The 21,410-nt window shown below is 63.1% G+C and carries 21 protein-coding genes; 13 read left to right on the top strand and 8 right to left on the bottom strand.

The window, feature by feature from the left end; genetic code table 11:
• Position 1: 1 nt before the first annotated feature.
• Positions 2 to 1,243 (top strand): DUF1501 domain-containing protein, encoded by a 1,242-nt coding sequence (locus ACP7AL_RS00635; RefSeq protein ID WP_425987810.1) that lies wholly within the window; start codon positions 2 to 4, stop codon positions 1,241 to 1,243.
• Positions 1,244 to 1,354: 111 nt separating this feature from the next.
• Here the strand turns inward: ACP7AL_RS00635 and ACP7AL_RS00630 are convergent, their stop codons facing one another.
• Together ACP7AL_RS00630 and ACP7AL_RS00625 are read right to left on the bottom strand one after the other, a co-directional pair.
• Positions 1,355 to 2,296, bottom strand: coding sequence for an aldo/keto reductase (locus ACP7AL_RS00630; protein ID WP_425987808.1), 942 nt, complete (start codon positions 2,294 to 2,296; stop codon positions 1,355 to 1,357).
• 11 nt (positions 2,297 to 2,307) lie between these two features.
• A complete protein-coding gene (locus ACP7AL_RS00625) occupies positions 2,308 to 3,153 on the bottom strand; it encodes a lysophospholipid acyltransferase family protein (RefSeq protein ID WP_425987806.1) in 846 nt (281 codons plus the stop codon).
• 332 nt (positions 3,154 to 3,485) lie between these two features.
• Between ACP7AL_RS00625 and ACP7AL_RS00620 the strand changes: the two genes are divergently transcribed.
• Both ACP7AL_RS00620 and ACP7AL_RS00615 read left to right on the top strand, forming a co-directional pair.
• Positions 3,486 to 4,748, top strand: coding sequence for an MFS transporter (locus ACP7AL_RS00620; RefSeq protein ID WP_425987804.1), 1,263 nt, complete (start codon positions 3,486 to 3,488; stop codon positions 4,746 to 4,748).
• Between the two features lie 30 nt (positions 4,749 to 4,778).
• The gene (locus ACP7AL_RS00615; protein ID WP_425987802.1) at positions 4,779 to 5,132 is read left to right on the top strand and encodes a DMT family protein; all 354 of its coding nucleotides are present in this window, start codon (positions 4,779 to 4,781) and stop codon (positions 5,130 to 5,132) included.
• Here the strand turns inward: ACP7AL_RS00615 and ACP7AL_RS00610 are convergent.
• The 5 genes from ACP7AL_RS00610 to ACP7AL_RS00590 form a co-directional block, all read right to left on the bottom strand.
• Complete coding sequence (locus tag ACP7AL_RS00610; protein WP_425987800.1) at positions 5,072 to 5,245, bottom strand: hypothetical protein; 174 nt, start codon at positions 5,243 to 5,245, stop codon at positions 5,072 to 5,074. The two genes, ACP7AL_RS00615 and ACP7AL_RS00610, sit on opposite strands and share 61 nt — an antisense overlap.
• 67 nt (positions 5,246 to 5,312) lie before the next feature.
• Positions 5,313 to 5,492 carry a hypothetical protein gene (locus tag ACP7AL_RS00605; protein ID WP_006021964.1) on the bottom strand — a complete coding sequence of 60 codons (180 nt, stop codon included), beginning with the start codon at positions 5,490 to 5,492 and terminating at the stop codon, positions 5,313 to 5,315.
• 160 nt (positions 5,493 to 5,652) lie between these two features.
• A complete protein-coding gene (locus ACP7AL_RS00600; protein WP_006021963.1) occupies positions 5,653 to 6,324 on the bottom strand; it encodes a glutathione S-transferase family protein in 672 nt (223 codons plus the stop codon).
• Between the two features lie 236 nt (positions 6,325 to 6,560).
• Positions 6,561 to 7,571, bottom strand: coding sequence for a glycosyltransferase family 2 protein (locus tag ACP7AL_RS00595; RefSeq protein ID WP_083875198.1), 1,011 nt, complete (start codon positions 7,569 to 7,571; stop codon positions 6,561 to 6,563).
• Positions 7,537 to 8,766 carry a glycosyltransferase family 87 protein gene (locus ACP7AL_RS00590; RefSeq protein WP_425987797.1) on the bottom strand — a complete coding sequence of 410 codons (1,230 nt, stop codon included), beginning with the start codon at positions 8,764 to 8,766 and terminating at the stop codon, positions 7,537 to 7,539. The genes ACP7AL_RS00595 and ACP7AL_RS00590 overlap by 35 nt, the downstream gene beginning before the upstream one ends.
• Before the next feature lie 223 nt (positions 8,767 to 8,989).
• Between ACP7AL_RS00590 and ACP7AL_RS00585 the strand changes: the two genes are divergently transcribed.
• The 10 genes from ACP7AL_RS00585 to ACP7AL_RS00540 all read left to right on the top strand — a co-directional run bounded on the left by ACP7AL_RS00585 (position 8,990) and on the right by ACP7AL_RS00540 (position 20,124).
• Positions 8,990 to 10,192, top strand: coding sequence for a pyridoxal phosphate-dependent aminotransferase (locus ACP7AL_RS00585; RefSeq protein ID WP_006021960.1), 1,203 nt, complete (start codon positions 8,990 to 8,992; stop codon positions 10,190 to 10,192).
• A 29-nt stretch (positions 10,193 to 10,221) separates the two neighbouring features.
• Complete coding sequence (locus ACP7AL_RS00580) at positions 10,222 to 12,204, top strand: acyltransferase family protein (RefSeq protein ID WP_425987795.1); 1,983 nt, start codon at positions 10,222 to 10,224, stop codon at positions 12,202 to 12,204.
• Between the two features lie 121 nt (positions 12,205 to 12,325).
• A complete protein-coding gene (locus ACP7AL_RS00575; protein WP_425987793.1) occupies positions 12,326 to 12,838 on the top strand; it encodes a DUF992 domain-containing protein in 513 nt (170 codons plus the stop codon).
• A 176-nt stretch (positions 12,839 to 13,014) separates the two neighbouring features.
• A complete protein-coding gene (locus ACP7AL_RS00570; RefSeq protein WP_006021957.1) occupies positions 13,015 to 13,497 on the top strand; it encodes a DUF992 domain-containing protein in 483 nt (160 codons plus the stop codon).
• Positions 13,498 to 13,806: 309 nt separating this feature from the next.
• A complete protein-coding gene (locus ACP7AL_RS00565) occupies positions 13,807 to 15,858 on the top strand; it encodes an elongation factor G (RefSeq protein ID WP_425987791.1) in 2,052 nt (683 codons plus the stop codon).
• Between the two features lie 175 nt (positions 15,859 to 16,033).
• Positions 16,034 to 16,291, top strand: a complete 258-nt coding sequence (locus ACP7AL_RS00560; RefSeq protein ID WP_024920446.1) for a helix-turn-helix domain-containing protein — start codon at positions 16,034 to 16,036, stop codon at positions 16,289 to 16,291.
• Between the two features lie 41 nt (positions 16,292 to 16,332).
• A complete protein-coding gene (locus ACP7AL_RS00555) occupies positions 16,333 to 18,048 on the top strand; it encodes a SulP family inorganic anion transporter (RefSeq protein WP_425987789.1) in 1,716 nt (571 codons plus the stop codon).
• Between the two features lie 77 nt (positions 18,049 to 18,125).
• A complete protein-coding gene (locus ACP7AL_RS00550) occupies positions 18,126 to 18,956 on the top strand; it encodes a shikimate dehydrogenase (RefSeq protein WP_425987787.1) in 831 nt (276 codons plus the stop codon).
• 144 nt (positions 18,957 to 19,100) lie between these two features.
• On the top strand, positions 19,101 to 19,406 hold the full coding sequence (locus ACP7AL_RS00545) for a hypothetical protein (protein ID WP_425987784.1): 306 nt from the start codon (positions 19,101 to 19,103) through the stop codon (positions 19,404 to 19,406).
• A gap of 85 nt (positions 19,407 to 19,491) precedes the next feature.
• Entirely contained in the window at positions 19,492 to 20,124 is a 633-nt protein-coding gene (locus ACP7AL_RS00540) for a hypothetical protein (protein WP_425987782.1), read from the top strand.
• A 94-nt stretch (positions 20,125 to 20,218) separates the two neighbouring features.
• Here the strand turns inward: ACP7AL_RS00540 and ACP7AL_RS00535 are convergent, their stop codons facing one another.
• Positions 20,219 to 21,394, bottom strand: a complete 1,176-nt coding sequence (locus ACP7AL_RS00535; RefSeq protein WP_425987780.1) for an alpha-hydroxy acid oxidase — start codon at positions 21,392 to 21,394, stop codon at positions 20,219 to 20,221.
• Positions 21,395 to 21,410 lie beyond the last annotated feature (16 nt).

Raw genomic sequence — 21,410 nt, 5'->3', positions numbered from 1 at the left:
CATGTCCAGCTTTCCGACCGATTGCTGCGAAAGCCATACCTCGAAAGGTGTTTCGCGTCGTGCGCTGCTGTTGGGCGGTGCGACCTTCGCCGCCTGGGCTTACCTGCCGAAATTCGCGCGCGCCAAGGACGGCCGTGATCCGCGCTTCGTCACCATCATCCTGCGCGGCGCGCTGGACGGCCTCGCCACTGTCGCGCCGATCGGCGATCCCGATTATGCGGCCTTGCACGGATCGATCGCGCTCTCGCTCGATGGCCCGCATGCCGCCACCGCGCTCGATTCCTTCTTCGCGCTGCATCCGGCGATGCCGGAATTCGCGCGGATGTACCGGGACAAGAAAGCCGCGGTGGTTCATGCGGTGGCTACCCCGTATCGCGAGCGCTCGCATTTCGACGGGCAGGACGTGCTGGAAAGCGGGTTCGGCGGACCGGGCCGGGTGCAAAGCGGATGGCTCAATCGCGCGCTGGAAGGGCTGCCGCGCGGCGAGCGCGTGATGAGCGGACTGGCGGTGGGCCCCACAACGCCGCTGGTGCTGCGCGGTGCCGCCCCGACGGTCGGCTGGGTGCCGCCGTATCTGCCGCAGGCCGCCGACGACACCGCGATGCGCCTGATAAACCTCTACACCCACCGCGATCCCGCACTGGCCGAAGCGCTGTCGCAGGGATTGCAGATCGACAAGATCGCGGCGCGCGACGAGGCCATGAAGCCGAAGCCGGGCATGAACGGCCCGGGCGCGATGCGGCTCGCGGCGAAGGGCGCGGCGCGTCTGATGGCGGCGGACGACGGCCCGCGCATCGCAGCGCTGGCGTTCGACGGCTGGGACACCCATGCCAATGAAGGCGGGGCGGTGGGACGGCTGGCGCAATTGCTAGGAGGTCTCGACGGTGCGCTGGCAGAATTCGAGACCGTTCTCGGCGAGCGCTGGCGCGACACGGTGATCCTGGTCGCCACCGAATTCGGCCGCACCGCGCGGATCAACGGCACCGATGGCACCGATCACGGCACCGGCACGATTGCGCTGCTCGCGGGCGGTGCGGTCAACGGCGGGCGTATCATTTCGGACTGGCCGGGACTGAAGCTGGGGAATCTTTATGAGAGCCGCGATCTCAAGCCGACCACCGATCTGCGCGGTGTCATCAAGGGTGTGCTGCGCGATCATCTCGGCCTCGGCGAGCGCGTGCTGGTGGAGGCGGTGTTTCCCGATAGCGGGGCGGTGAAAGCGATGCAGGGGCTGGTGGTTTAGCGCAAGATTGGAGGAAAGCCGTCATTGCGAGGAGCGCAAGCGACGCAGCAATCCAGCTTTCAGGAGTGGATTGCTTCGCTTCGCGCGCAATGACGGAAGCGAGTGAAACAGTCAGCCCAGCGTGATCTTGTCTATCTGCGTCATCTCGTCCGCAGTCAGCTTCCAGTTGATCGCCTTGGCATTCTGCTCGATCTGTTCGGCGCTGGATGCTCCGGCGATCACGCTCGACACCTGCGGCCGCGCCGCGAGCCACGAGAACGCCAGCTCGATCATCGTCTTGCCATGGGCATTGGCGAAGTCCTGAAGCTTCGCCACGACGTCGAAATTTCTGTCCGTCAGGTAGCGCTCGCCGAGAGACGTCACCTTGCCGAACCGGGAGTCGGCGGATGGCTTCTCGCCGCGTTTGTATTTTCCGGTCAGCAGGCTGCTGGCCAGCGGGAAGAAAGGCAGCAGGCCGAGATTGTAGGCCTGCGCGGCCGGCAGCAGATCCTTCTCGATGTCGCGCACGATCAGGCTGTATTCGTCCTGGCACGACACGAAGGCATGAGTGTTGATGCCGCGCGCGGTGAACTGCGCTTCGGCAATGCGCCACGCCGGAAAATTCGAGCAGCCGATGTAGCGCACCTTGCCCTGGCGGATCAGGTCTTCCAGTGCACGCAGCGTCTCCTCGATCGGCGTCAGCGGATCGAAATCATGCTGCTGGTAGAGATCGATGTAATCGGTCTTGAGGCGGCGCAGGCTGTCTTCCACGGCGGTCATGATGTAGCGGCGCGATGCGCCCTGCCTGGTGCCGTCGTCGCTCATCGCCTTGGAGTACTTCGTCGCCAGCACAATGTCCTTGCGCCGGTTGCCGAGCACTTCGCCCAGTACGGTTTCCGAGCCGCCGCGCCCGGCATAGATGTCAGCGGTGTCGAACAGCGTGATGCCGAGATCGATGGCCTTGTGAATGATCTTGCGCGAAGTCTCGAGATCGCTGCGCTGGCCGAAATTGTTGCAGCCGATGCCGACGGCGGACACGCGCAGGCCGGAGCCGCCGAGATTTCTGATTTCCATGATCTTACCTGTCAGGTTTGGTCGAAGGCCGGGACGGCAGGAGCCAGTCCTTCTTCCGTACCTGACGGCAGCGCCGGAGGCGAGCGCAAAGCGCGCGCTGTCATTCGCCGCACTGCGGTTTCGGCATCCCGCGCGATGTCCTTGCGGTTCGCAGTCATGCCATACGCAACGGCTTCGCCCCAACTGACAGTCACGTCGACAGCGCCGGTCGCCAGGATGTTCAGCAGATGCGGCACCAGTTCGGCCTCGCCGTACCACGCCACCTTGTCGCGCAGCGCGCGGCCGACCGGGACGCCGCCATAACGGACATAGGCGATCGATACCGGTTGCACCGTGACGCGATCGTGATGGGTGGAATCGCCGATGGCGTGATGCACCGCGCCGATCAGCGCCGACCGGAACGGCAGGATGCGGATGCCGTCGCTCGACGTGCCTTCCGGAAACAGCACGACAGCGTCGCCGCCGAGCAGACGGTCGCCCATGGCCCGCGCCGCATCGCCGGTCTTGTGGCGGCGTTCGCGCTCGACAAAAACCGTGCGCTGCAGTTTTGCCAACTGGCCGAACAGCGGCCAGTTCGCCACTTCTGATTTCGCAACAAACACCACCGGCGCCACCGCGCCGAGCACGGTGATGTCGAGCCACGAGGCATGGTTCGACAGGATCAGCACCGGGCTTTCGCGCGTGCGCTCGCCGACCTGCGTGATGCGGATACCGATGATCGCGCAGGCGGCGCGATGAAACAGGTTCGGCACGATGCGCTGGAGTCTGCTGTTGAACAGGATGCCGGCCAATTGAAACGGCAGCAGCAGAAGGGCGATGAGAACGAGAAGGGCGCTGGTGGTGATAGTTCGGATCATGAAGTGTTTGTCAGTCTCAAGGAAGGCCAGCTCGTTGGTGCATTGAACCCGTATTATACCGGACGCTGCGCGACCGGCGAAAGCGAAACCCGCAACGGGCAGGGCGGCAGTTCAGGTGGTAAAAAAGCGCGGCCCCGGTCGGATACGGCGCAGAGGGGATTTACGCGACCAGGGCCGCTTGAGCGCGTGATCGATGACGGGGGGGCGGACCACACGCCACTGAAAGCTAGGGGCTGACCGTAACAGGGCTGTGACAGGCCGGGTTGTCCACAGGGCGGGAACCATTTTCATCACCGGGCATTTCCGATGGTGCGTAGAAGGAAGCCCACCAGGTGCCACCCATCGCTGCCCAGCAAGCCCAGCGGCCCCTGGACGCGCTCAACTTCTTTCTGGCCGATGTCCGTGACGGACTTGGGCCGTATCTGGCGATCTATCTCCTGACCGAGCAGAAGTGGAATGAAGCCAGCATCGGCGCTGTCATGTCGGTTGCCGGGCTGGCCGGAATCGCGGCGCAAACCCCGGCCGGCGCACTCATCGACACCAGCAAGGCCAAGCGGGGCCTTGTCGTTGCCGCTGCCATCGTTGTGACGATTGCCTGTCTGGTGCTGCCACTGGTCCCGCAGTTCTGGCTGGTCGCGGCGACACAGGCTGTCGCGGGTGCATCCGCCGCGATCTTCGCGCCGGCGGTCGCCGCTATCGCATTGGGTATCGTGGGGCCCAAAGCATTTGCCGCACGTATCGGACGCAACGAAGCCTACAATCATGCGGGAAACGCCGTGTCTGCGATCCTCGCGGGTGGGCTGGCTTATTTCTATGGACCTGTCGTGGTGTTCTGGCTGCTCGCCGCGATGGCCGTCGCCAGCATCTTCGCGACGCTGTCGATTCCGGTCGAAAGTATTGATGATCGCATGGCGCGGGGGCTGGCCGATGTGTCGCATGGCGGCGAACAGGACATGAAGAACAAGGCGTCCGGATTCCGCGTTCTCCTGACCTGCCGACCGCTTCTGATCTTCGCAGTTGCCACCGTGCTGTTTCATTTCTCGAATGCGGCGATGCTGCCACTGGTCGGGCAGAAGCTGGCGCTGGCAAATCCGGCACTCGGCACCACGCTGATGTCCGCCTGCATCGTCGCCGCTCAGCTTGTGATGGTGCCGGTGGCGATCGTTGTCGGCAAGAAGGCCGACGTCTGGGGGCGAAAGCCGATTTTCGCGGTGGCGCTGGCGGTGCTGGCCTTTCGCGGAGCGATGTATCCGCTTTCCGACAATCCCGCGTGGCTGGTCGGCGTGCAACTGCTCGACGGCATCGGGGCCGGGATCTATGGCGCGATGTTTCCGCTGGTGGTGGCGGACCTCACCAGAGGCACCGGCCATTTCAACGTCAGCCAGGGGGCGATTGCGACCGCGGCCGGTCTGGGCGGCGCATTGAGCACGGCGGTCGCCGGAATGATTATCATGGCCGCCGGATACAGTGCGGCATTCTACTTTCTCGCCGCTGTTGCCGGGACCGCTCTCGTGCTGTTTTACCTATGGATGCCGGAAACGCTTCCCGACCAACCCGTTCCTGCCGTGCCGCTACAACCCGCGGTTCAGCCTTAGCTCGCCAGATCATTACCCGAAAGGACACCCATGCCCACGACGGTTTCGCCGTTTCTCCTGCCGATCCTGATGTTGCTCGCCTCCAACATTTTCATGACCTTCGCCTGGTACGGCCATTTGAAGTTCAAGGATCATTCGCTGCCGCTGGTCATCATGGTGAGCTGGGGCATCGCTTTCTTCGAATACTGGCTCGCGGTGCCGGCCAATCGCTGGGGCAGCGCGGTCTATTCGGCAGCGCAGCTCAAGACCATGCAGGAAGTCATCACGCTGATCGTGTTTGCCGGATTCTCGGTGCTGTATCTGAAGGAGCCGCTCGGCTGGAATCACGCGATCGGCTTTGCGTTCATCGCCGCCGGTGCGTTCTTTATTTTCCACAAATGGTGAATGCCGCCGTCATAGATGTCATGGCCGCGCGCCTGCGTCGCGATCAGGAATCCTGCGACGAGGATGATCGCGAGCGTCAGCGACGCTGAAACCACAACGAGAGACGTTTTCATCCGTTATCTCCACCGCGCACGTCATCGCGCGGCCGCGGGGCAGTCTCGATGTGCAGGGGAAAGTGGCTCAGCCGGCGATCGGCATGGCGGCCACGACCTTGATCGACAACGCCGTGACGGTGACGAGCAGGCACAACGACAGCGACGCCACCGCGAGCGAGGCGGCGACGGCATTCGTCAGTCGGAACGATGCAACACGCGCGGACCGCAGTCCGAAACCAATTCCTGAAACGGGCGACCGGATCATGGTCGGGCATCCTCAAATCGGGCGGCGAATCACCACTGCCCGGAATGTGTCAGGAATCGCTGTCGAGATTGCGGCACGCCGCGGTCAAACGTGGCGGAAGCGAGGCAAGATGAGGAAAATCAGCGGGTTATGCCCGCTATCCTGCCGCGAATCGGCTGGTTTAGGCCTCGGCAGTCAGACCCGTTTCGGTTCCGGGAGCCGTTTCCGGGGCCGCGATTTCGGCGGGCTTCCAGGCCATCGAAACGAAGCGCGGCTCGCTTTCCACCCGCTTAAGCCAGGCCTTCACGGACGGATAGCCGGAGAGATCGAAGTCGCACTGGTTGGCAACGTGGGTGTAGCCATACATCGCGATGTCCGCGACAGTCAGATGTCCGGCTGCGAAGTAGTCGTTGGTCTTGAGATGATTTTCCATCACCCGCAGCGCGGCGTAGCCCCGCTCCATCCAGTCTTCCAGCGAATGGGTCTGCAGGTCGCGGCCGCCGCGCACCAGCACCAGCCAGAAATACGCAGCGCCGACGCTCGGCTCCAGCGCGTGCTGTTCGAAGAACATCCATTGCAGCGCCTGCGCGCGATCGATGCGGTCTTCGGGCGCCAGCGATGTGCCGATCGCGACATACCAGAGGATCGCGTTGGACTCGGCGAGATAGCGTCCATCGGCGACTTCGAGCAGCGGCACCTGTCCTGAGGGATTGCGTGCGAGAAATTCCGGCGTGCGGCTTTCGCCGCGCAGAATGTCGACCTCGATAGCTTTATACGGCGCATTCAACAGCGCCAGCGCAAGGCGGACCTTGTAGCTGTTGCCGGAGCGCTGCATCGAGTAAAGTTTGTACATACAGGCCTTCGAAAGTACCGCCGGAGACATGCGGCGCGAACCGGACTGCCACCCCTGCCTGCCCCCAGGCCGATGTAACAATGAGGTTCCGGGACCCTCGCCGCAAGGCCTTTGCGTTAGAAAAAGTCAAATCGCGCACAGCCGCGCAGCCATGAGAGATTTTATTCTGCGGAGCATGCGCGCGGACGTCAATTTCACGCAATTTGGCGTGAAAAAATGCCGGTAATCCGTGATCGTCAGGGTTTGTTCGCAACTGCGTCAAGATCGAGATAGCGCATCCGCTTGGCTTCGCGGCGGCCCTGCGCAATGGCCTCAAGCACGAGACCGATGGCGAAGGAGAGGAAGCCGAGCTGCGCGATGGCGGCGGCGAGTATCGCGGTGGGAAAACGCGGCACAAGGCCGGTCTCCAGATACGTGACGATCAGGGGCGCACCGAGGCCAAGGCAGATCAGCAGCAGCATGGCGCCGATCGCGCTGAAGAAACGCAGCGGCCGCGTCTCCTTGTAGAGTTTGATCAGCGTCAGCAGGATTCGCGTGCCGTCGCGATAGGTCCGCAGCTTGCTCTGCGAACCTTCGGGCCGCGTCGCATAAGGCAGCGGCATCTCGCCGGTGGCGATCTTGAGATCGAGCGCATGAACCGACAGTTCCGCCTCGATTTCGAATCCGCTGGACGTGACCGGGAACGATTTCGCGAAGCGCCGCGACAGCACGCGGTAGCCCGAGAGAATATCGGTGAACCCGTCGCCGAACATATTTGCGAGAATGCGGTTGAACAGGTGATTGCCGAAACGGTGTCCGCGCGGAAACGCGCCGTCGCCGCCGTTGCGGGTGCCGACCATCATATCGAGATTGCGTGTCACCAGCGCCTCGATCAGCGCGCCGGCGGCGGTCGGGTCGTAGGTCGCATCGCCGTCGGCGAGGATGTAGATGTCGGCCTCGATGTCGGCCAGCATGCGGCGGACCACGTTGCCTTTGCCTTGCAGCGTTTCGCGGCGGACGATGGCGCCGGCAGCGACCGCGGCCTCATAGGTGCCGTCGGTGGAATTGTTGTCGTAGACGTAAATCCGCGCGCCGGGCAGCGCGCGCTTGAAGCCGTCGATCACGCCGGCGATGGCGGTCTCTTCGTTGTAGCAGGGCAGCAGCACTGCGATGGAGCGGTTGCGCACCATCGCGCTGTGCGGGAACAGATCATCGATTTCGTCGCGGACGCGATCAAGCTTTGACAAGACGGCTGCTCCCGATTGCATGAATGCCGAGGTCGCTCGCTGCGCGGCGCAGGGTCATGGCGTAAAGCGCGATCATGACCAAGAGGCCGAGCGGAATGCCGCTCAGGCCCGCGATGCTGCGGGTCAGGAACGGCGCAGCCCAGGCCAGTGCGAGCAGCGAGATTTCATAAGGATGAAAGCCCCGTGCGAAGCCGTGACGTGCAAGAAACGCGATGGCGATCCCGAGCACAACGAGGTCGTAGTCCAGCACATAGGGCGTCGCCAGCAGGCTCGCGATGGCAAGCGCCGCGGCCTTGAGTTCAAACGCCGCCTGCGAGCGCCATAGCCTGATGATCGTCACCGCGAGCACCAGCGCGAGTGCGGCTTGCGCGGCATAAGCGAGATCGATGCCGCCGCCCCACATCCGCACGGCGGAGAACAGCGACTGGATCTTCTCCCAGCCGGTGCCGCCGGCCTCGAGTACGATCGTACGTGTGAAGGTCGCGGACTCGGCGAAGGCGTGCCAGACATTCATGCCGAACAGCAGCGTCGACATCGCGATCAGCGCGATCACGGTCGCGGCGGCGCTGACGATCGTGGTCCAGCGGCCGGTCGCGATCAGCACGAGCGGAATCAGGATTCCGAATTGCGGCTTGTAGGAGAGAAAGCCGAGGCACAGGCCTGCGAGTGCGGGGCGCCGGTCCAGCAAGGTGAGAAAGCCACCGAGCAGGGCCGCGGTGAAAAATCCGTTCTGGCCGTGGCCGACATTGACGAACACCGCCGGAAATGCCGCCGTGACCAGCCATGTCTCACGCCTCGGCACGATCGAATGGACGGCTGCCATGAAAGCGGGGAGGGACACCGCGAGCCAGCACGCGAGCGCGAAGCCGTAAGGCATCAGCGCCAGCAGCGCGGCCACCATCAGGAAAAACGGCGGATAGTGCCAGCCGAAGAACGGGACATCGCGGCCCTCGAACACGGCGATTTCGGCGGCGTGCTGAAGCTTCGGATCGTAGGCGTCAGGCGCCTTGCCCGACAGGGTCAGGACACCGGCCGCGTAGACATTGGAGAAATCGGTTCCGATCGGCTTGCCGTTGCGATCGATCATGTGATCCGAGGTGGCGAGCAGCCCGATCAGTCCGGCCACCGAAATGGCGAGGACCAGCAATGCATAGTTGCGGATACGGGCCGGCGTGAGCCAGTTTCCCGTCCGAAGGTCTTGCCAGATATGGCTCATTTTCTCGCCAGGATTTACGAATGTTACAGGGCGCGGGCACATCGGCCCCTGGGCGCATCGACCCTAGGGCGGGCGCTTTAAGGTTTCCTTAGTCTGCGGCGCAATTTCGTGTGTTTCGGGCGAAGTTTCTTGCGATGCAGCGTCGCCCGTTTTAGGGTGCCCCGCCCGCTAAAACCCGCGAATCCGGGCCTTCGCGACCCTCAGCATCCTTTAGGAGAACACGATGCCGTTTCTGTCCGCTGCGCTTGACCGTGTGAAGCCGTCCGCGACCATCGCGGTCACGGATAAAGCACGTCAGCTCAAAGCCGCGGGCCGCAATGTCATCGGCCTTGGCGCAGGCGAGCCCGACTTCGACACGCCCGCCAACATCAAGCTGGCGGCGATCCATGCCATCGAGGCCGGCAAGACCAAGTACACGGCGGTGGACGGCATTCCCGAACTGAAGGACGCGATCATCGCGAAGTTTCAGCGCGAGAACGGCCTGACCTACAAGCCGAACCAGATCACGGTCGGCACCGGCGGCAAGCAGGTGCTGTACAACGCGCTGATGGCGACGCTGAACCCCGGCGACGAAGTCATCATCCCGGCGCCGTACTGGGTGAGCTATCCGGAAATGGTGGCGCTCGCCGGCGGCGAGAGCGTGCCGGTGGTCTGCACGGCGGAGTTCGGCTTCAAGCTGCAGCCGGCCGCGCTGGAGAAGGCGATCACGCCGAAGACCAAGTGGATCATCCTCAACTCGCCGTCGAACCCGACCGGCTCGGCCTATACCCACGCCGAACTGAAGGCGCTCACCGACGTGCTGGTGAAGCATCCGCATGTCTGGGTGATGACCGACGACATGTACGAGCATCTCGTCTACGACGATTTTGAGTTCACCACCCCGGCGCAGGTCGAGCCGAAACTGTTCGATCGCACGCTGACCGTGAACGGCGTATCGAAAGCCTACTGCATGACCGGCTGGCGTATCGGTTATGCGGGCGGGCCGCAGCAGCTCATCTCGGCAATGGCGACCATCCAGTCGCAATCGACCTCGAACCCGTCGTCGATCGCGCAGTGGGCGGCCGTCGAGGCGCTCAACGGTCCGCAGGACTTCATCGCGGCGAACAACAAGGTGTTCAAGGAGCGCCGCGATCTCGTGGTCGCCATGCTGAATCAGGCGAGCGGTATCGACTGTCCGCGCCCCGAAGGCGCGTTCTACGTCTATCCGTCCTGCGCGGGCACCATCGGCAAGACCGCGCCATCGGGGAAAAAGATCGCGACCGACGAAGACTTCGTAACCGAGCTTCTGGAGACCGAAGGCGTCGCGGTGGTGCAGGGGTCCGCATTCGGCCTCGGCCCGGCGTTCCGCATCTCCTACGCGACGAAAACCTCGGACCTCGAGGAAGCCTGCAAGCGCATCCAGCGTTTCTGCGGAAACCTGCGCTGAGGCGCTGATGATATGTCGAGGCTGCTGTCGTGACCGCGCCTCGACATTTCGCTCACGGCGTCTATCGCCCTGACGTCGATGGCCTGCGCTGCATTGCAGTCCTCGGCGTCATCTTCTGTCATCTCAAGTTCTCGGCCATGCCCGGAGGATTCGTCGGCGTCGACGTGTTCTTCGTCATTTCCGGTTACCTGATTTCGCGAAATATCCTGAACGATCTGCAGGATGGCCGCTTCTCGCTGCTGACTTTCTACGATCGCCGGATCCGGCGCATTTTCCCGGCGCTTTTCGTCACCATCGCAGCTTCGTTCGCAGTAGGGCTGGTGCTGTCTTCGCCGGAGCAGTTGCGTGTCCTGGCCGGCGACGTCGTCTCGTCGCTGTTCTCCATCGTCAACATCCGTTTCTGGAAAGGGGCGCACGACTATTTCGCCGCCTCGAGCGACGAGCGCACGCTGCTGCATTTGTGGTCGCTGTCGGTGGAAGAACAGTTCTACCTGGTCTGGCCTGCGCTGCTGCTGCTCCTGACAAGGGCGAAGAACTCGGCTTTCCTTTTTGTCGCGATCACGACGCTCGCGGCGGCTTCGTTGATCGCGGCCCAATTGTGGCTGCCGCGCGACACTGCGGCCGCCTTCTACCTGACCCCCTTCCGCGTGTTCGAGTTTGCGTTCGGGACGATCGTGGTTCTGGCCGAGCGGCGCGGATCTCCCGGACCTCGACAGGCTATTGCGATGTTCGCAATGGGGCTGGTTCTGATCTTCGCGTCCATGATCTTCTACACGGCGGCGACGCCGTTCCCGGGACTGACCGCTGCGATCCCTGCCGCCGGGACTGCGCTTGCGATCTACGGTGGCCGCGGCTCCACGCAGTTGCGCATTCTCGGCAACCCCGCCGCCGTCTGGGTCGGGACCATCTCCTATTCGCTGTATCTGTGCCATTGGCCCGTGATCGTGTTCGGCCGCCATGTCATCGGCGACTGGATGGACGTGGTCTGGGTCAAACTCGTGGCCCTTGCCGTGATGTTCGGTCTGGCGACGATGCTTCATCGTCTGGTCGAAGTGCCATTCCGGTCGCGTGCGCCTGAGGTGAGGCCGTTCTGGAAACTTCTCGGCGCCTGCGGTGTTGCGATTGCCGTTGTCGCTGTTCCGGCGCACACGGCCTTCCGTCAGGATGGCTGGTCGTGGCGCTTCAACGAGGCGCAGCGAGCGGTCATGCACAAGCAGGCGTTCGCCTTCGCGCCGTGCTCGGAGTATCTGTGCGTGTTTGGCGACACGGCCGGGCCGCTCGGCGTGCAGATCATCGGCGATTCCTATGCGCAGCAGTATGTCGCCGCGTTGCAGCCGCTGCTGCTCAAGCTTGGCATGCGGGGCGAATCCTACGCTTACGGCGGATGCCTGATGCTCGACGGCATCCGGCTGGGCCATGCTTCCACCGCGGCGCGTTGTGCCGCCGAGCGGGACGCTACATTCGAGAAGGTACGCAGCAGCGCCGCGCCAGTGTTGATCGCACAGGCGTGGCGGTCCTATCGCAATCTCGCCGGAGAGGATGGCCGGCCGCTGCCGGGGAACACCGACAATCAGTACCGCGAAGCGATCGCGGCGGCGCTGTCCCGGACGATTGATAAGATGGGTGGCCCGGACCGGCGCATCTTGCTGATCGGCGGCGAAGTGCTGACCCACTGCAAAAAGTACGAAACGGAAATCAGGCGTCTGTCCATCGCCCCGCCGCCGGATTGCGTTCCTCCGACCCTGGCCGAAGTGCGAACGCAGACAGCACCATGGAATGAGACTTTCCGCAGTATCAAGGCGCGGTATCCTGACAAAGTGACGACACTGTTTCCGGAAGATTACCTCTGCCCGAGTGTGTGCGAGGTGATGAATGGCGGCCTTTGGCTGTTTCGGGACAGCGGTCACCTGACTGTGATGGGATCGGAGCTTCTGGGCGCGCGTGCAGAAGACACTTTGGTGAGCTTCTTGCTAGGCAAGCCGGCAACGAGCGTTGGCGGAAACCTGCGATAAGGCAACACCGCTGAATAATGTCGGTGGCTTGATAGGAAATAAGCAGGCTGCCATGTTTTTGACACGGCGCTTCCCTTTTGTCCGCGCGCCTATCAAAACAAGCAATCCGGAGTTGAATTCCATGCGTCTTTCATCAGTTCTCGGTACCGCGTTCGCGGCACTCGTCGCCTCGTTCGCCGCGGCGAACGCACAGCAGGCCGTTCAGGTCGGCGTGCTGGAATGCCGGGGCGGCCAGAACGTCGGTATGGTCGTCGCGTCCAAAACCACGCTTGAGTGCGTTTTCCGCAGCGAAGGCCGCCGTCCCGAGCCTTATCTGGCGCATGTCACCCGCGTCGGCGTCGACCTCGGCGTGACCGAAAACACCAGCTTTGCGTGGGCGGTGCACGCCCCGACCCAGCGTCTCGGCCGCGGCGATCTTGCCGGCAACTACGGCGGCGTCGGCGGCAACGTCTCCTTCGGTCTCGGCGGCGGCGGCAACCTGATGTGGGGCGGCTCGCAGAATTCCTACGCGCTCCAGCCGCTCAGCCTGCAGGGCCAGACCGGCCTGAACGTGGCCGGCGGCGTTGTCGGCCTCGACCTTGAGCCGGCCGGCCTGGTGAAGCGCAAGCATCGCCGCCACCACCATCGCGGTTGAGTTAACAAACCGGAATGAAAAAGGCCCGCACATGCGGGCCTTTTTTGTTGCTCTTTAAGGGCTATCGGCAGGGCAGGAATTGAACATTGCCCGCCGGTATGACTAGATGCGCGGACCTTTCACGGTCTTTTTCACATCGGTCCTTCAATTCGCGCCATACAGCCGGAGACATCCCAATGCGCCGCCTTTCCACCGTCCTGTCCGTTGCTTCGGCAGCCCTCGTCGCGACGGCTGTCCTCGTTCATGCTCAGTCAGGGCGCACCCAGGTCGGCGTGCTTGAATGCCGCGGCGGTCCGAATGTCGGCATGATTGTCGGTTCGGTCACCAATCTCGGATGCGTCTTCCGCGCCGACGGCCGCCCGGACGATCTCTATACCGCGCGCATCACCAAGATCGGCGTCGATCTCGGCATCACGACTGAGACCGCGTTGTCATGGGCGGTGTTCGCACCGACCGCGCGTATCGGCATGGGCGACCTGTCCGGCAATTACGCCGGCGTCGACGCCAGCGCCGCGGTGGGCGTCGGTCTCGGCGGCAACGCCATGCTCGGCGGTTCGGCCAATTCCTTCGCCCTGCAACCTCTGAGCGTGCAGGGACAGACCGGCTTGAGCGTCGCCGGCGGCGTGCAGAGCATGGAACTGCGTCCCGGCCGCTTCTGAGGTTCGCGCACAGAATATTTTTTGCAAAGGCCCGCCGCCTTGGCGGGCCTTTTGTTTTCGATAATGTCTCCAATGGGACAGCAATTTTAGGTGATCGCGCGATGCTGCGCAGCGGCATGTTTCCCGCTTGCCAACCGTACCGCGCCTTGAGACGATCCTGATGCCGACCCGCGTGAACGCATTCCGCAGAAGTGGGAGCGGTGCGAGCGGAATGCGCGTAGCTATGAAGTGAGAGCGTTCCGGCGGCGACCGGATGACCCTTCGCCGGGAAGTGCTCGATGCGGGCCGTACTCCATGAGGAGACGGCAAATGGGACAAGACAACCTGAGAAGTCCCCGTGGTCCCCGGTGCATTGCGCTGGTGGGCCCGTTCCAGAGTGGCAAGACCACATTACTTGAAGCGATCCTGGCCCGGACCGGGGCCATTCCCAAAGCAGGCACCGTTGAAGCATGTAATACCGTCGGAGATCAGTCTCCGGAGGCGCGTAACCACCGCATGAGTGTCGGGCTGACAGCCGCGACCACCACCTTCATGGGCGACAGCTACACTTTTATCGATTGTCCGGGGTCCGTTGAATTCGCGCACGACATGCGTGCCGCGCTGCCGGCGGTCGATGCCGCGGTCATCGTGTGCGAGGCCGACGAGCGCAAGCTCCCGCAATTGCAGATCATCATGCGCGAACTCGAAGACCTCGGGATTCCGCGCTTCCTGTTCCTCAACAAGATCGACAAGGCGAACAAGCGCATCCGCGAAACGCTGGCGACGTTGCAGCCGGCCTCGCGCACGCCGCTGGTATTGCGTCAGATTCCGATCTGGAAGGGCGATCTCATCGCAGGCTTCGTCGATCTCGCGCTGGAGCGCGCCTTTGTCTATCGCGAGCATATGCCGTCCGAGGTGATCGACCTTGAGGCAGGCGATCTCGATCGCGAGAAGGAAGCCCGGCTCACCATGCTGGAAAAACTCGCCGATCATGATGACCGGCTGCTCGAACAGTTGCTTGAGGATATTCCGCCGCCGCGCGACGAGGTGTTCGACGATCTCGCCAACGAATTGCGCGAGGGTCAGATCTGTCCGGTGCTGCTCGGCTGCGCGACGCGCGAGAACGGTGTGCTGCGGCTGATGAAGGCGCTGCGCCATGAAGCTCCCAATGTCACGGCCACTGCCAAACGCCTCGGTGTTGATGACGAGAAGACGGGGCTCGCCTATGTCCTGAAGACCACGCATCTTCAGCATGGCGGCAAGCTGTCGCTGGCGCGCATCCTGCGCGGGCATATCGCCGACGGCGACACCGTGCAGTCGTCCGGCGGCGGAAGCGGCCGGGTCTCTGGAATTGCCGTGCCGAACGGCGGCGCCGACGGCAAGCGTGCATCCGCGGCTGCCGGCGAGACGGTTTCGCTCGGCAAGCTTGATCCGGTCCACACCGGTGAGACGCTGACGACGGGCAAGACCACGCCCGCTGCGCTCGCCGATGTGGTGGCGACTCCGCCTGTTCTGGCGACGGCACTGTCCGCGCTGGACCGCAAGGACGACGTCAAGCTCGGGCAGGCGCTGACGCGTCTGATCGAGGAAGATCCGTCGCTGAGCGTCGTCCACAATCCTCTCACACACGAAATGGTGCTGTGGGGGCAGGGCGAGATGCATCTGCGCGTCGCGGTCGAACGGCTGAAGGACCGCTTCGGCGTCACCGTGAAGCAGCACGCGCCGCCGGTCGGTTATCAGGAGACCATCCGCAAGACCATCACCCAGCGCGGGCGTCACAAGAAGCAGTCCGGCGGCCATGGCCAGTTCGGCGACGTGGTGCTCGACATCAAGCCGTTGCCGCGCGGCAGCGGCGTGGTGTTCCGCGAAAAGATCGTCGGCGGCGCCGTGCCTAAAAACTATATCGGCGCGGTGGAGGAAGGCGTCGGCGACGGCATGATGCGCGGGCCGCTCGGCTTCCCGGTGATCGATCTCGAAGTGACGCTCACCGACGGCTCGTATCACAGCGTCGACTCGTCCGATCAGGCGTTCCGCACGGCGGCGCGTATCGGCGTCACCGAAGCGTTGCCGCAATGCGCACCGGTGTTGCTGGAGCCGATCCATGTGGTCGAGATCGTCTGTCCGACCGATGCGACCGCGAAGATCAACTCCATCCTTTCAGGGCGGCGTGGCCAGATTCTCGGATTCGATACCCGCGAGGGCTGGACCGGTTGGGACCGGGTGCGGGCGATGATGCCCGAAGCCGAAATCGGCGATCTGATCGTGGAATTGCGCTCGGCGACAGCGGGAGCCGGCGGCTTCACCCGGCAGTTCGACCACATGTCTGAAGTCACCGGCCGCGCGGCGGAGCAGATCATCGCCGCGCATCGCACGGCGGCATAAGGCAACGTCTCGCGTGAAATGCGAGATTCTTCACCTCTCCCCGTCGAACGGGGAGAGGTGAAACCGCCGCGCTCATTGCAAAAATCAGCCTACAAAACGGCTCTGGATGATGTATAATACATCATTAGGGCCGTTTTTTACTTGCATTATGGTCTCTCAAGATGGAATTTTGTCATTGATCACATCTTCGCAGATGCGGGCCGCGCGGGCTCTTTTGGGTATCGACCAAAAGACTCTCGCGGAAATGTCCGGTGTGTCGCTTCCGACCATCCAGCGGATGGAGGCCAGCGGCGGCGTTGTTCGTGGTGTTGTCGACTCTCTGACCAAGGTTGTCGACGCACTGAACCGGGCCGGCGTGGATCTGATCGGCGACAACGCCAGGAGCGAGGGCGGGGGCCGGGGCGTGCGGTTCAGGGAGCCGCCGCAAAGTTAAAAGCCGGCGACACGCCGGCATGACACGCGGGCGCAGAACACATGGACGCATCGAGCGCACAGCCGAGCCAGCCGCAGCCGACATTCGCTGCACTGTACACACCGAAATTCGTCACGGTCCTGCGCGAGGGCTACGGCCTCGATGTCTTTCGCGCCGATGTGGTCGCAGGCCTGACCGTCGCTATTGTCGCGCTGCCGCTGTCGATGGCGATTGCGATCGCCTCCGGCACCACGCCTGACCGCGGACTTTACGCAGCGATCTTCGGCGGCTTTCTCGTCTCGCTGCTCGGCGGCAGCCGCTTCCAGATCGGCGGCCCCGCCGGTGCGTTCATCGTGCTTGTTGCGGCATCGATGGCGCGCCATGGAATCGACGGCGTGCTGCTGGCGACGATGATCGCCGGACTGATTCTGATCGCCGCCGGATTCCTGCGGCTCGGCACCTATATCAAGTTCATTCCCTATCCGGTGACGGTGGGCTTCACCGCCGGCATCGCCGTCATCATCTTCGCCAGCCAGATCCGCGATCTGCTCGGCCTCACACTTGCGGGCAAGGAACCGGGCGAACTGATCCCGAAACTTGAAACACTGGGACGCGCCATCGGCACCACGAATGTTGCCGCGGTGGCGATCTCGGTTGCGACCATCGCCATCATCGCAGGGCTTCGCAGGCTGCGCCCGGCCTGGCCCGGCATGCTGATCGCCGTCGTCGTCACCGGCGCTGCGGCGGCGCTGCTGTCGCTGCCGGTGGAAACCATCGGCACGCGTTTCGGCGGCATTCCGCAGTCGTTTCCGGCCCCGTCGCTTCCCGTTATCACGCTGGCGAAGATTCAGGCGGTGCTGCCCGACGCGATGGCTTTCGCATTGCTCGGGGCCATCGAGTCGCTGCTGTCCGCCGTGGTCGCCGACGGCATGACCGGCCGCCGTCATCGCTCCAACTCTGAACTGGTGGCGCAGGGTTTCGCCAATATCGGCTCGGCGTTGTTCGGCGGAATCTGCGTCACCGGGACCATCGCACGCACCGCCACCAATGTCCGCGCCGGCGCACGCGGGCCGGTGGCCGGCATGCTGCATTCGGTGTTCCTGCTGGCGTTCATGCTGCTGGCTGCTCCGCTGGCGAGTTACATTCCGCTGGCGACGCTCGCAGGCGTGCTCGCCGTGGTGGCGTGGAACATGGCGGAGAAGCATGAGTTCGCGACACTCATCCGCTCGTCATGGGGCGATGCCGTCGTGCTGCTCGCGACATTCCTGCTCACCGTGTTCCGCGATCTCACCGAAGGCATCGTGGTCGGTTTCGCGCTCGGCGCGTTGTTGTTCATTCACCGCATGTCGCAGATCACCGGCATCGACACCTACGCGCCGCTCACCGTCGACGACAAGGCCGACAGGTCGAACGGCGACAACGAACCCTACGATCCCGCCCTCGCTGCCGACCGCGACATTATGGTCTATCGCATCAGCGGCGCATTCTTCTTCGGCGCGGTCGCCGCCGTGGCCTCGGTGCTCGATCGCCTGTCCGGCTACAAGGCGCTGGTGATCGACTTCAAGGCGGTGCCGCTGCTGGACTCCACCGCGGCGAATGCCATCGCGCAGATCGCGGTCAAGGCGCGGCGTCACGGCGTGCGGGTGTTCATCACCGGAGCATCGCCTTCCGTGCGGAGAACGCTGCTGTCCTATGGCGCACGGCCGCCACAGGCGAAATACCGCTCGGACATCGCAAGCGCCGTCGCGGAAATCAAGCGGCTGGATCAAACGATTTGACAGCGCCGGGGGCTGCGTGATTTGACCAATCCACATACCAATTCGTATGTGGAGTTGGTCGAACCGGAGCCCGATTTGTGAGCGTGACACCTGCGGCATGTCTGATCGGCTGGCCCGCCGCACATTCGCGGTCGCCGCTGATTCACAAATACTGGCTGACGTCCTTCGGCATCGACGGCGACTATCGCATCGAAGCTGTGGAGCCGGCAGCGTTCGCGGATTTCATCGGACATCTTGCGGACCGCGGCTACAAGGGCGCGAACGTCACCATCCCGCACAAGGAGCAGGCGCTCGCACTCTCTGCGCCGGATACGCGTGCGCGTGCAGTGGGCGCGGCCAACACGCTCTACTTCTATGGCGGCGAACTGCATTCGACCAATACCGATGTCGAGGGCTTCATCGGCAATCTCGACGCCAGCGCGCCGGGCTGGGATCGCACCGAAGATGTGCTGGTGCTCGGCGCGGGCGGATCGGCACGCGCGGTGATTTTCGGATTGATCGAACGCGGCATCAGACGTGTGCATCTGGCCAACCGCACCGCGTCGCGAACGCAGGTGCTGGCCGATCAGTTCGGCGCACATGTGCAGCCGCTGGCATGGGATGCCGTTGGCGATGTGCTGCCGTGTGTGGGCCTTCTGGTGAACACCACATCGCTCGGCATGAAGGGGCAGCCGCCGCTCGATGTGAATGTCGGCGCGCTTCCGTCAAGCGCGACCGTCGCCGATCTGGTCTACGTGCCGCTCGAAACGGATCTGCTGAAAGCCGCGAAAGCACGCGGCCTGCAAACAGCCGACGGTCTCGGCATGCTGCTGCATCAGGCGGTGCGCGGGTTTGAATTGTGGTTTGGGAAACGTCCGACCGTGACAGCGGAATTGCGCGCACTGGTCGAAGCGGATCTGACCAAGTAGTTTGCCCGCAGGACGGTGGCACCTTTGCGCTGTCATTGCGAGCGAAGCGAAGCAATCTATTCTTGAGCCAAACCGGATTGCTTCGTCGCAAGAACTCCTCGCAATGACGCGACATTCTATACGTTTGGAATTTAGGGATCGATCTTGAACAGAACTGGAAAAATCATTGTTCTCGCCGCGCTCGCGCTGGTGATCTACAGCGCCTACACGGTCTATCAGGGCGCGCAGGGTTTCAATCCGCCTGCCATCGAGGATGTGAAGAAGCGCATGCAGGATGATTTCACCGCAAAGAACATGACAGTGGTCGAGATCAGCATGCTTCGCCGCTCCCCGCGCGAGCTTGCCGGCTTTGTGAAGTTCAAGACACCAGGGTCTGACCAGGTCCAGCAGAAGGCCTGCACCGCAACCATGGCGGCAGACAAGGTGACGACGTCGTGGAACTGCCAGTAAGGCACTTCCGGTCACAGCTGCGTGACTGGTGAAATAAACCGCTGAAGCGGACGTAGATAGGGTGGGGCTTTCCGGAGATACCACCATGATGAATATCCGTTTCGTTTCGCTGCACGCCGCTGCCTTGTCCGCTCTAATACTCTCATCGTCTTATGCGCTTGCGCAGCAATCGCCGATCAGCAACACGCTGCGGGTGCGGGGTGCGGTGGAAAGCCTCGATGGCGAAACATTGCGCTTGAAATCGCGCGACGGCGCGGAGGTGGTCCTGCATCTGCCTGCGGATGCGGGTGTGGCGGGAGTTGCGAAGATATCGCTCACCGACGTCAAGGTAGGCTCGTACATCGGTGTGACCTCGGTACCGGATGCGGACGGCAGCCAGAAGGCCGTCGAGGTTCACGTTTTTCCGGAGGCCATGCGCGGCACCGGCGATGGCACGCGGCCGTGGGATCTGAAGCCCAACAGCAGCATGACCAATGGCGCCGTGGACGATCGCACCGTCACGGGTAACGATGGCCACACGCTGACAGTGAAATACAAGGGCGGCGATCGCAAAGTGCTGGTGACGCCGGAGACGACCGTCGTTACCTTTGTTCCGGCAACGCGTTCCGAGATCAAGGCGGGGGCGCCGGTCTTTGCGATCGCGACAAAGAAGCCGGACGGCACGCTGGATGTTGCGCGTCTGTCCATCGGCCGGGACGGCATCACTCCGCCGATGTGAAACACTGATTGTCAGCTGTCATTGCGAGGAACATCGCGACGAAGCAATCCAGCTTTTGAGGAAGATGGATTGCTTCGATTCGCTCGCAATGACGTCAATTCCTTGGGCTGCTCACTGCGTTGGTCTGCATGTAGTCTGTCAGCACCCGGCGATCGATCTCGTCGATATGGTTGATGCCGGTAAGGCCCATGGTGGTGCTGAGCTCCTTGCCGATCAGATCGAGCGCCAATTCCACGCCGGCCTGTCCGCCCGCGCCGAGGCCATAGATATAGGCGCGGCCGATCATGCAGGACTTCGCGCCCAGCGCCAGCGCGCGCATCACGTCCTGGCCGGTGCGGATGCCGCCGTCGAACATGATCTCGGTTTGCGAGCCGACATCCTGCACGATCTCCGGCAACACCGAAATCGAAGAGGGTGCGCCGTCAAGCTGACGTCCGCCGTGGTTCGAGACCACGATGGCTTCCGCGCCGGTCTTCACAGCTTCACGCGCATCGACGACATCGAGAATGCCCTTGATGATGAGTTTGCCGGGCCAGATCGAGCGAATCCATTCGACGTCCTTCCAGTTCAGCGACTGGTCGAATTGCGACGCGACCCACTCCGAGGTGGAGCCGAGATCGCCTGCGCCCTTCACATGGCCGGTGATATTGCCGAAATTCCGGCTCTTTCCTTTGAGCATGCCCATGACCCAGGCCGGCTTGGTGGCGAAGTCGATGAGGTTTCTCAACGTCGCGAGTTTGGGCGGCACCGTCAGGCCGTTCTTGACGTCGGCGTGGCGCTGGCCAAGCACCTGCAGGTCGACCGTGAGCACCAGCGCGCTGCACTTCGCGGCGATGGCGCGTTCGATCAGCGATTTCGCGAAGCCGCGGTCCTTCATCACATAGAGCTGGAACCAGAACGGCTTCTCGACATTCGCGGCAACGTCTTCGATCGAGCAGATCGACATGGTCGAAAGCGTATAGGGAATGCCCACCTTCTGCGCAGCACGGCAGGCGTAGATTTCGCCGTCCATATACTGAAGCCCGCCCGAGCCGATCGGGGCGAGGATCAGCGGCAGCGCAGCTGGTTCGCCGAGAATGGTCGTGTTGAGTTGCCGCTTCGAAATGTCGACGAGGATGCGCTGGCGAAACTTGAACTTTTGCATGTCGCTGATGTTGGCGCGCAGGGTTTCTTCTGCATAGGAGCCGCCGTCCACGTAATCGAAAAACGGCTTCGGCACGCGGCGCTTGTGAATCTGCCGCAGATCCTCGATGCAGGTAATGTTCTTCATGGACGCGTCCTCATTG

It is taken from the genome of Afipia sp. DC4300-2b1, from assembly GCF_049895725.1.
GTDB lineage: Bacteria > Pseudomonadota > Alphaproteobacteria > Rhizobiales > Xanthobacteraceae > Afipia > Afipia broomeae.
The sequence above is the reverse complement of the archived record's forward strand: the minus strand, read 5'-3'. Positions and strand labels throughout refer to the sequence as shown.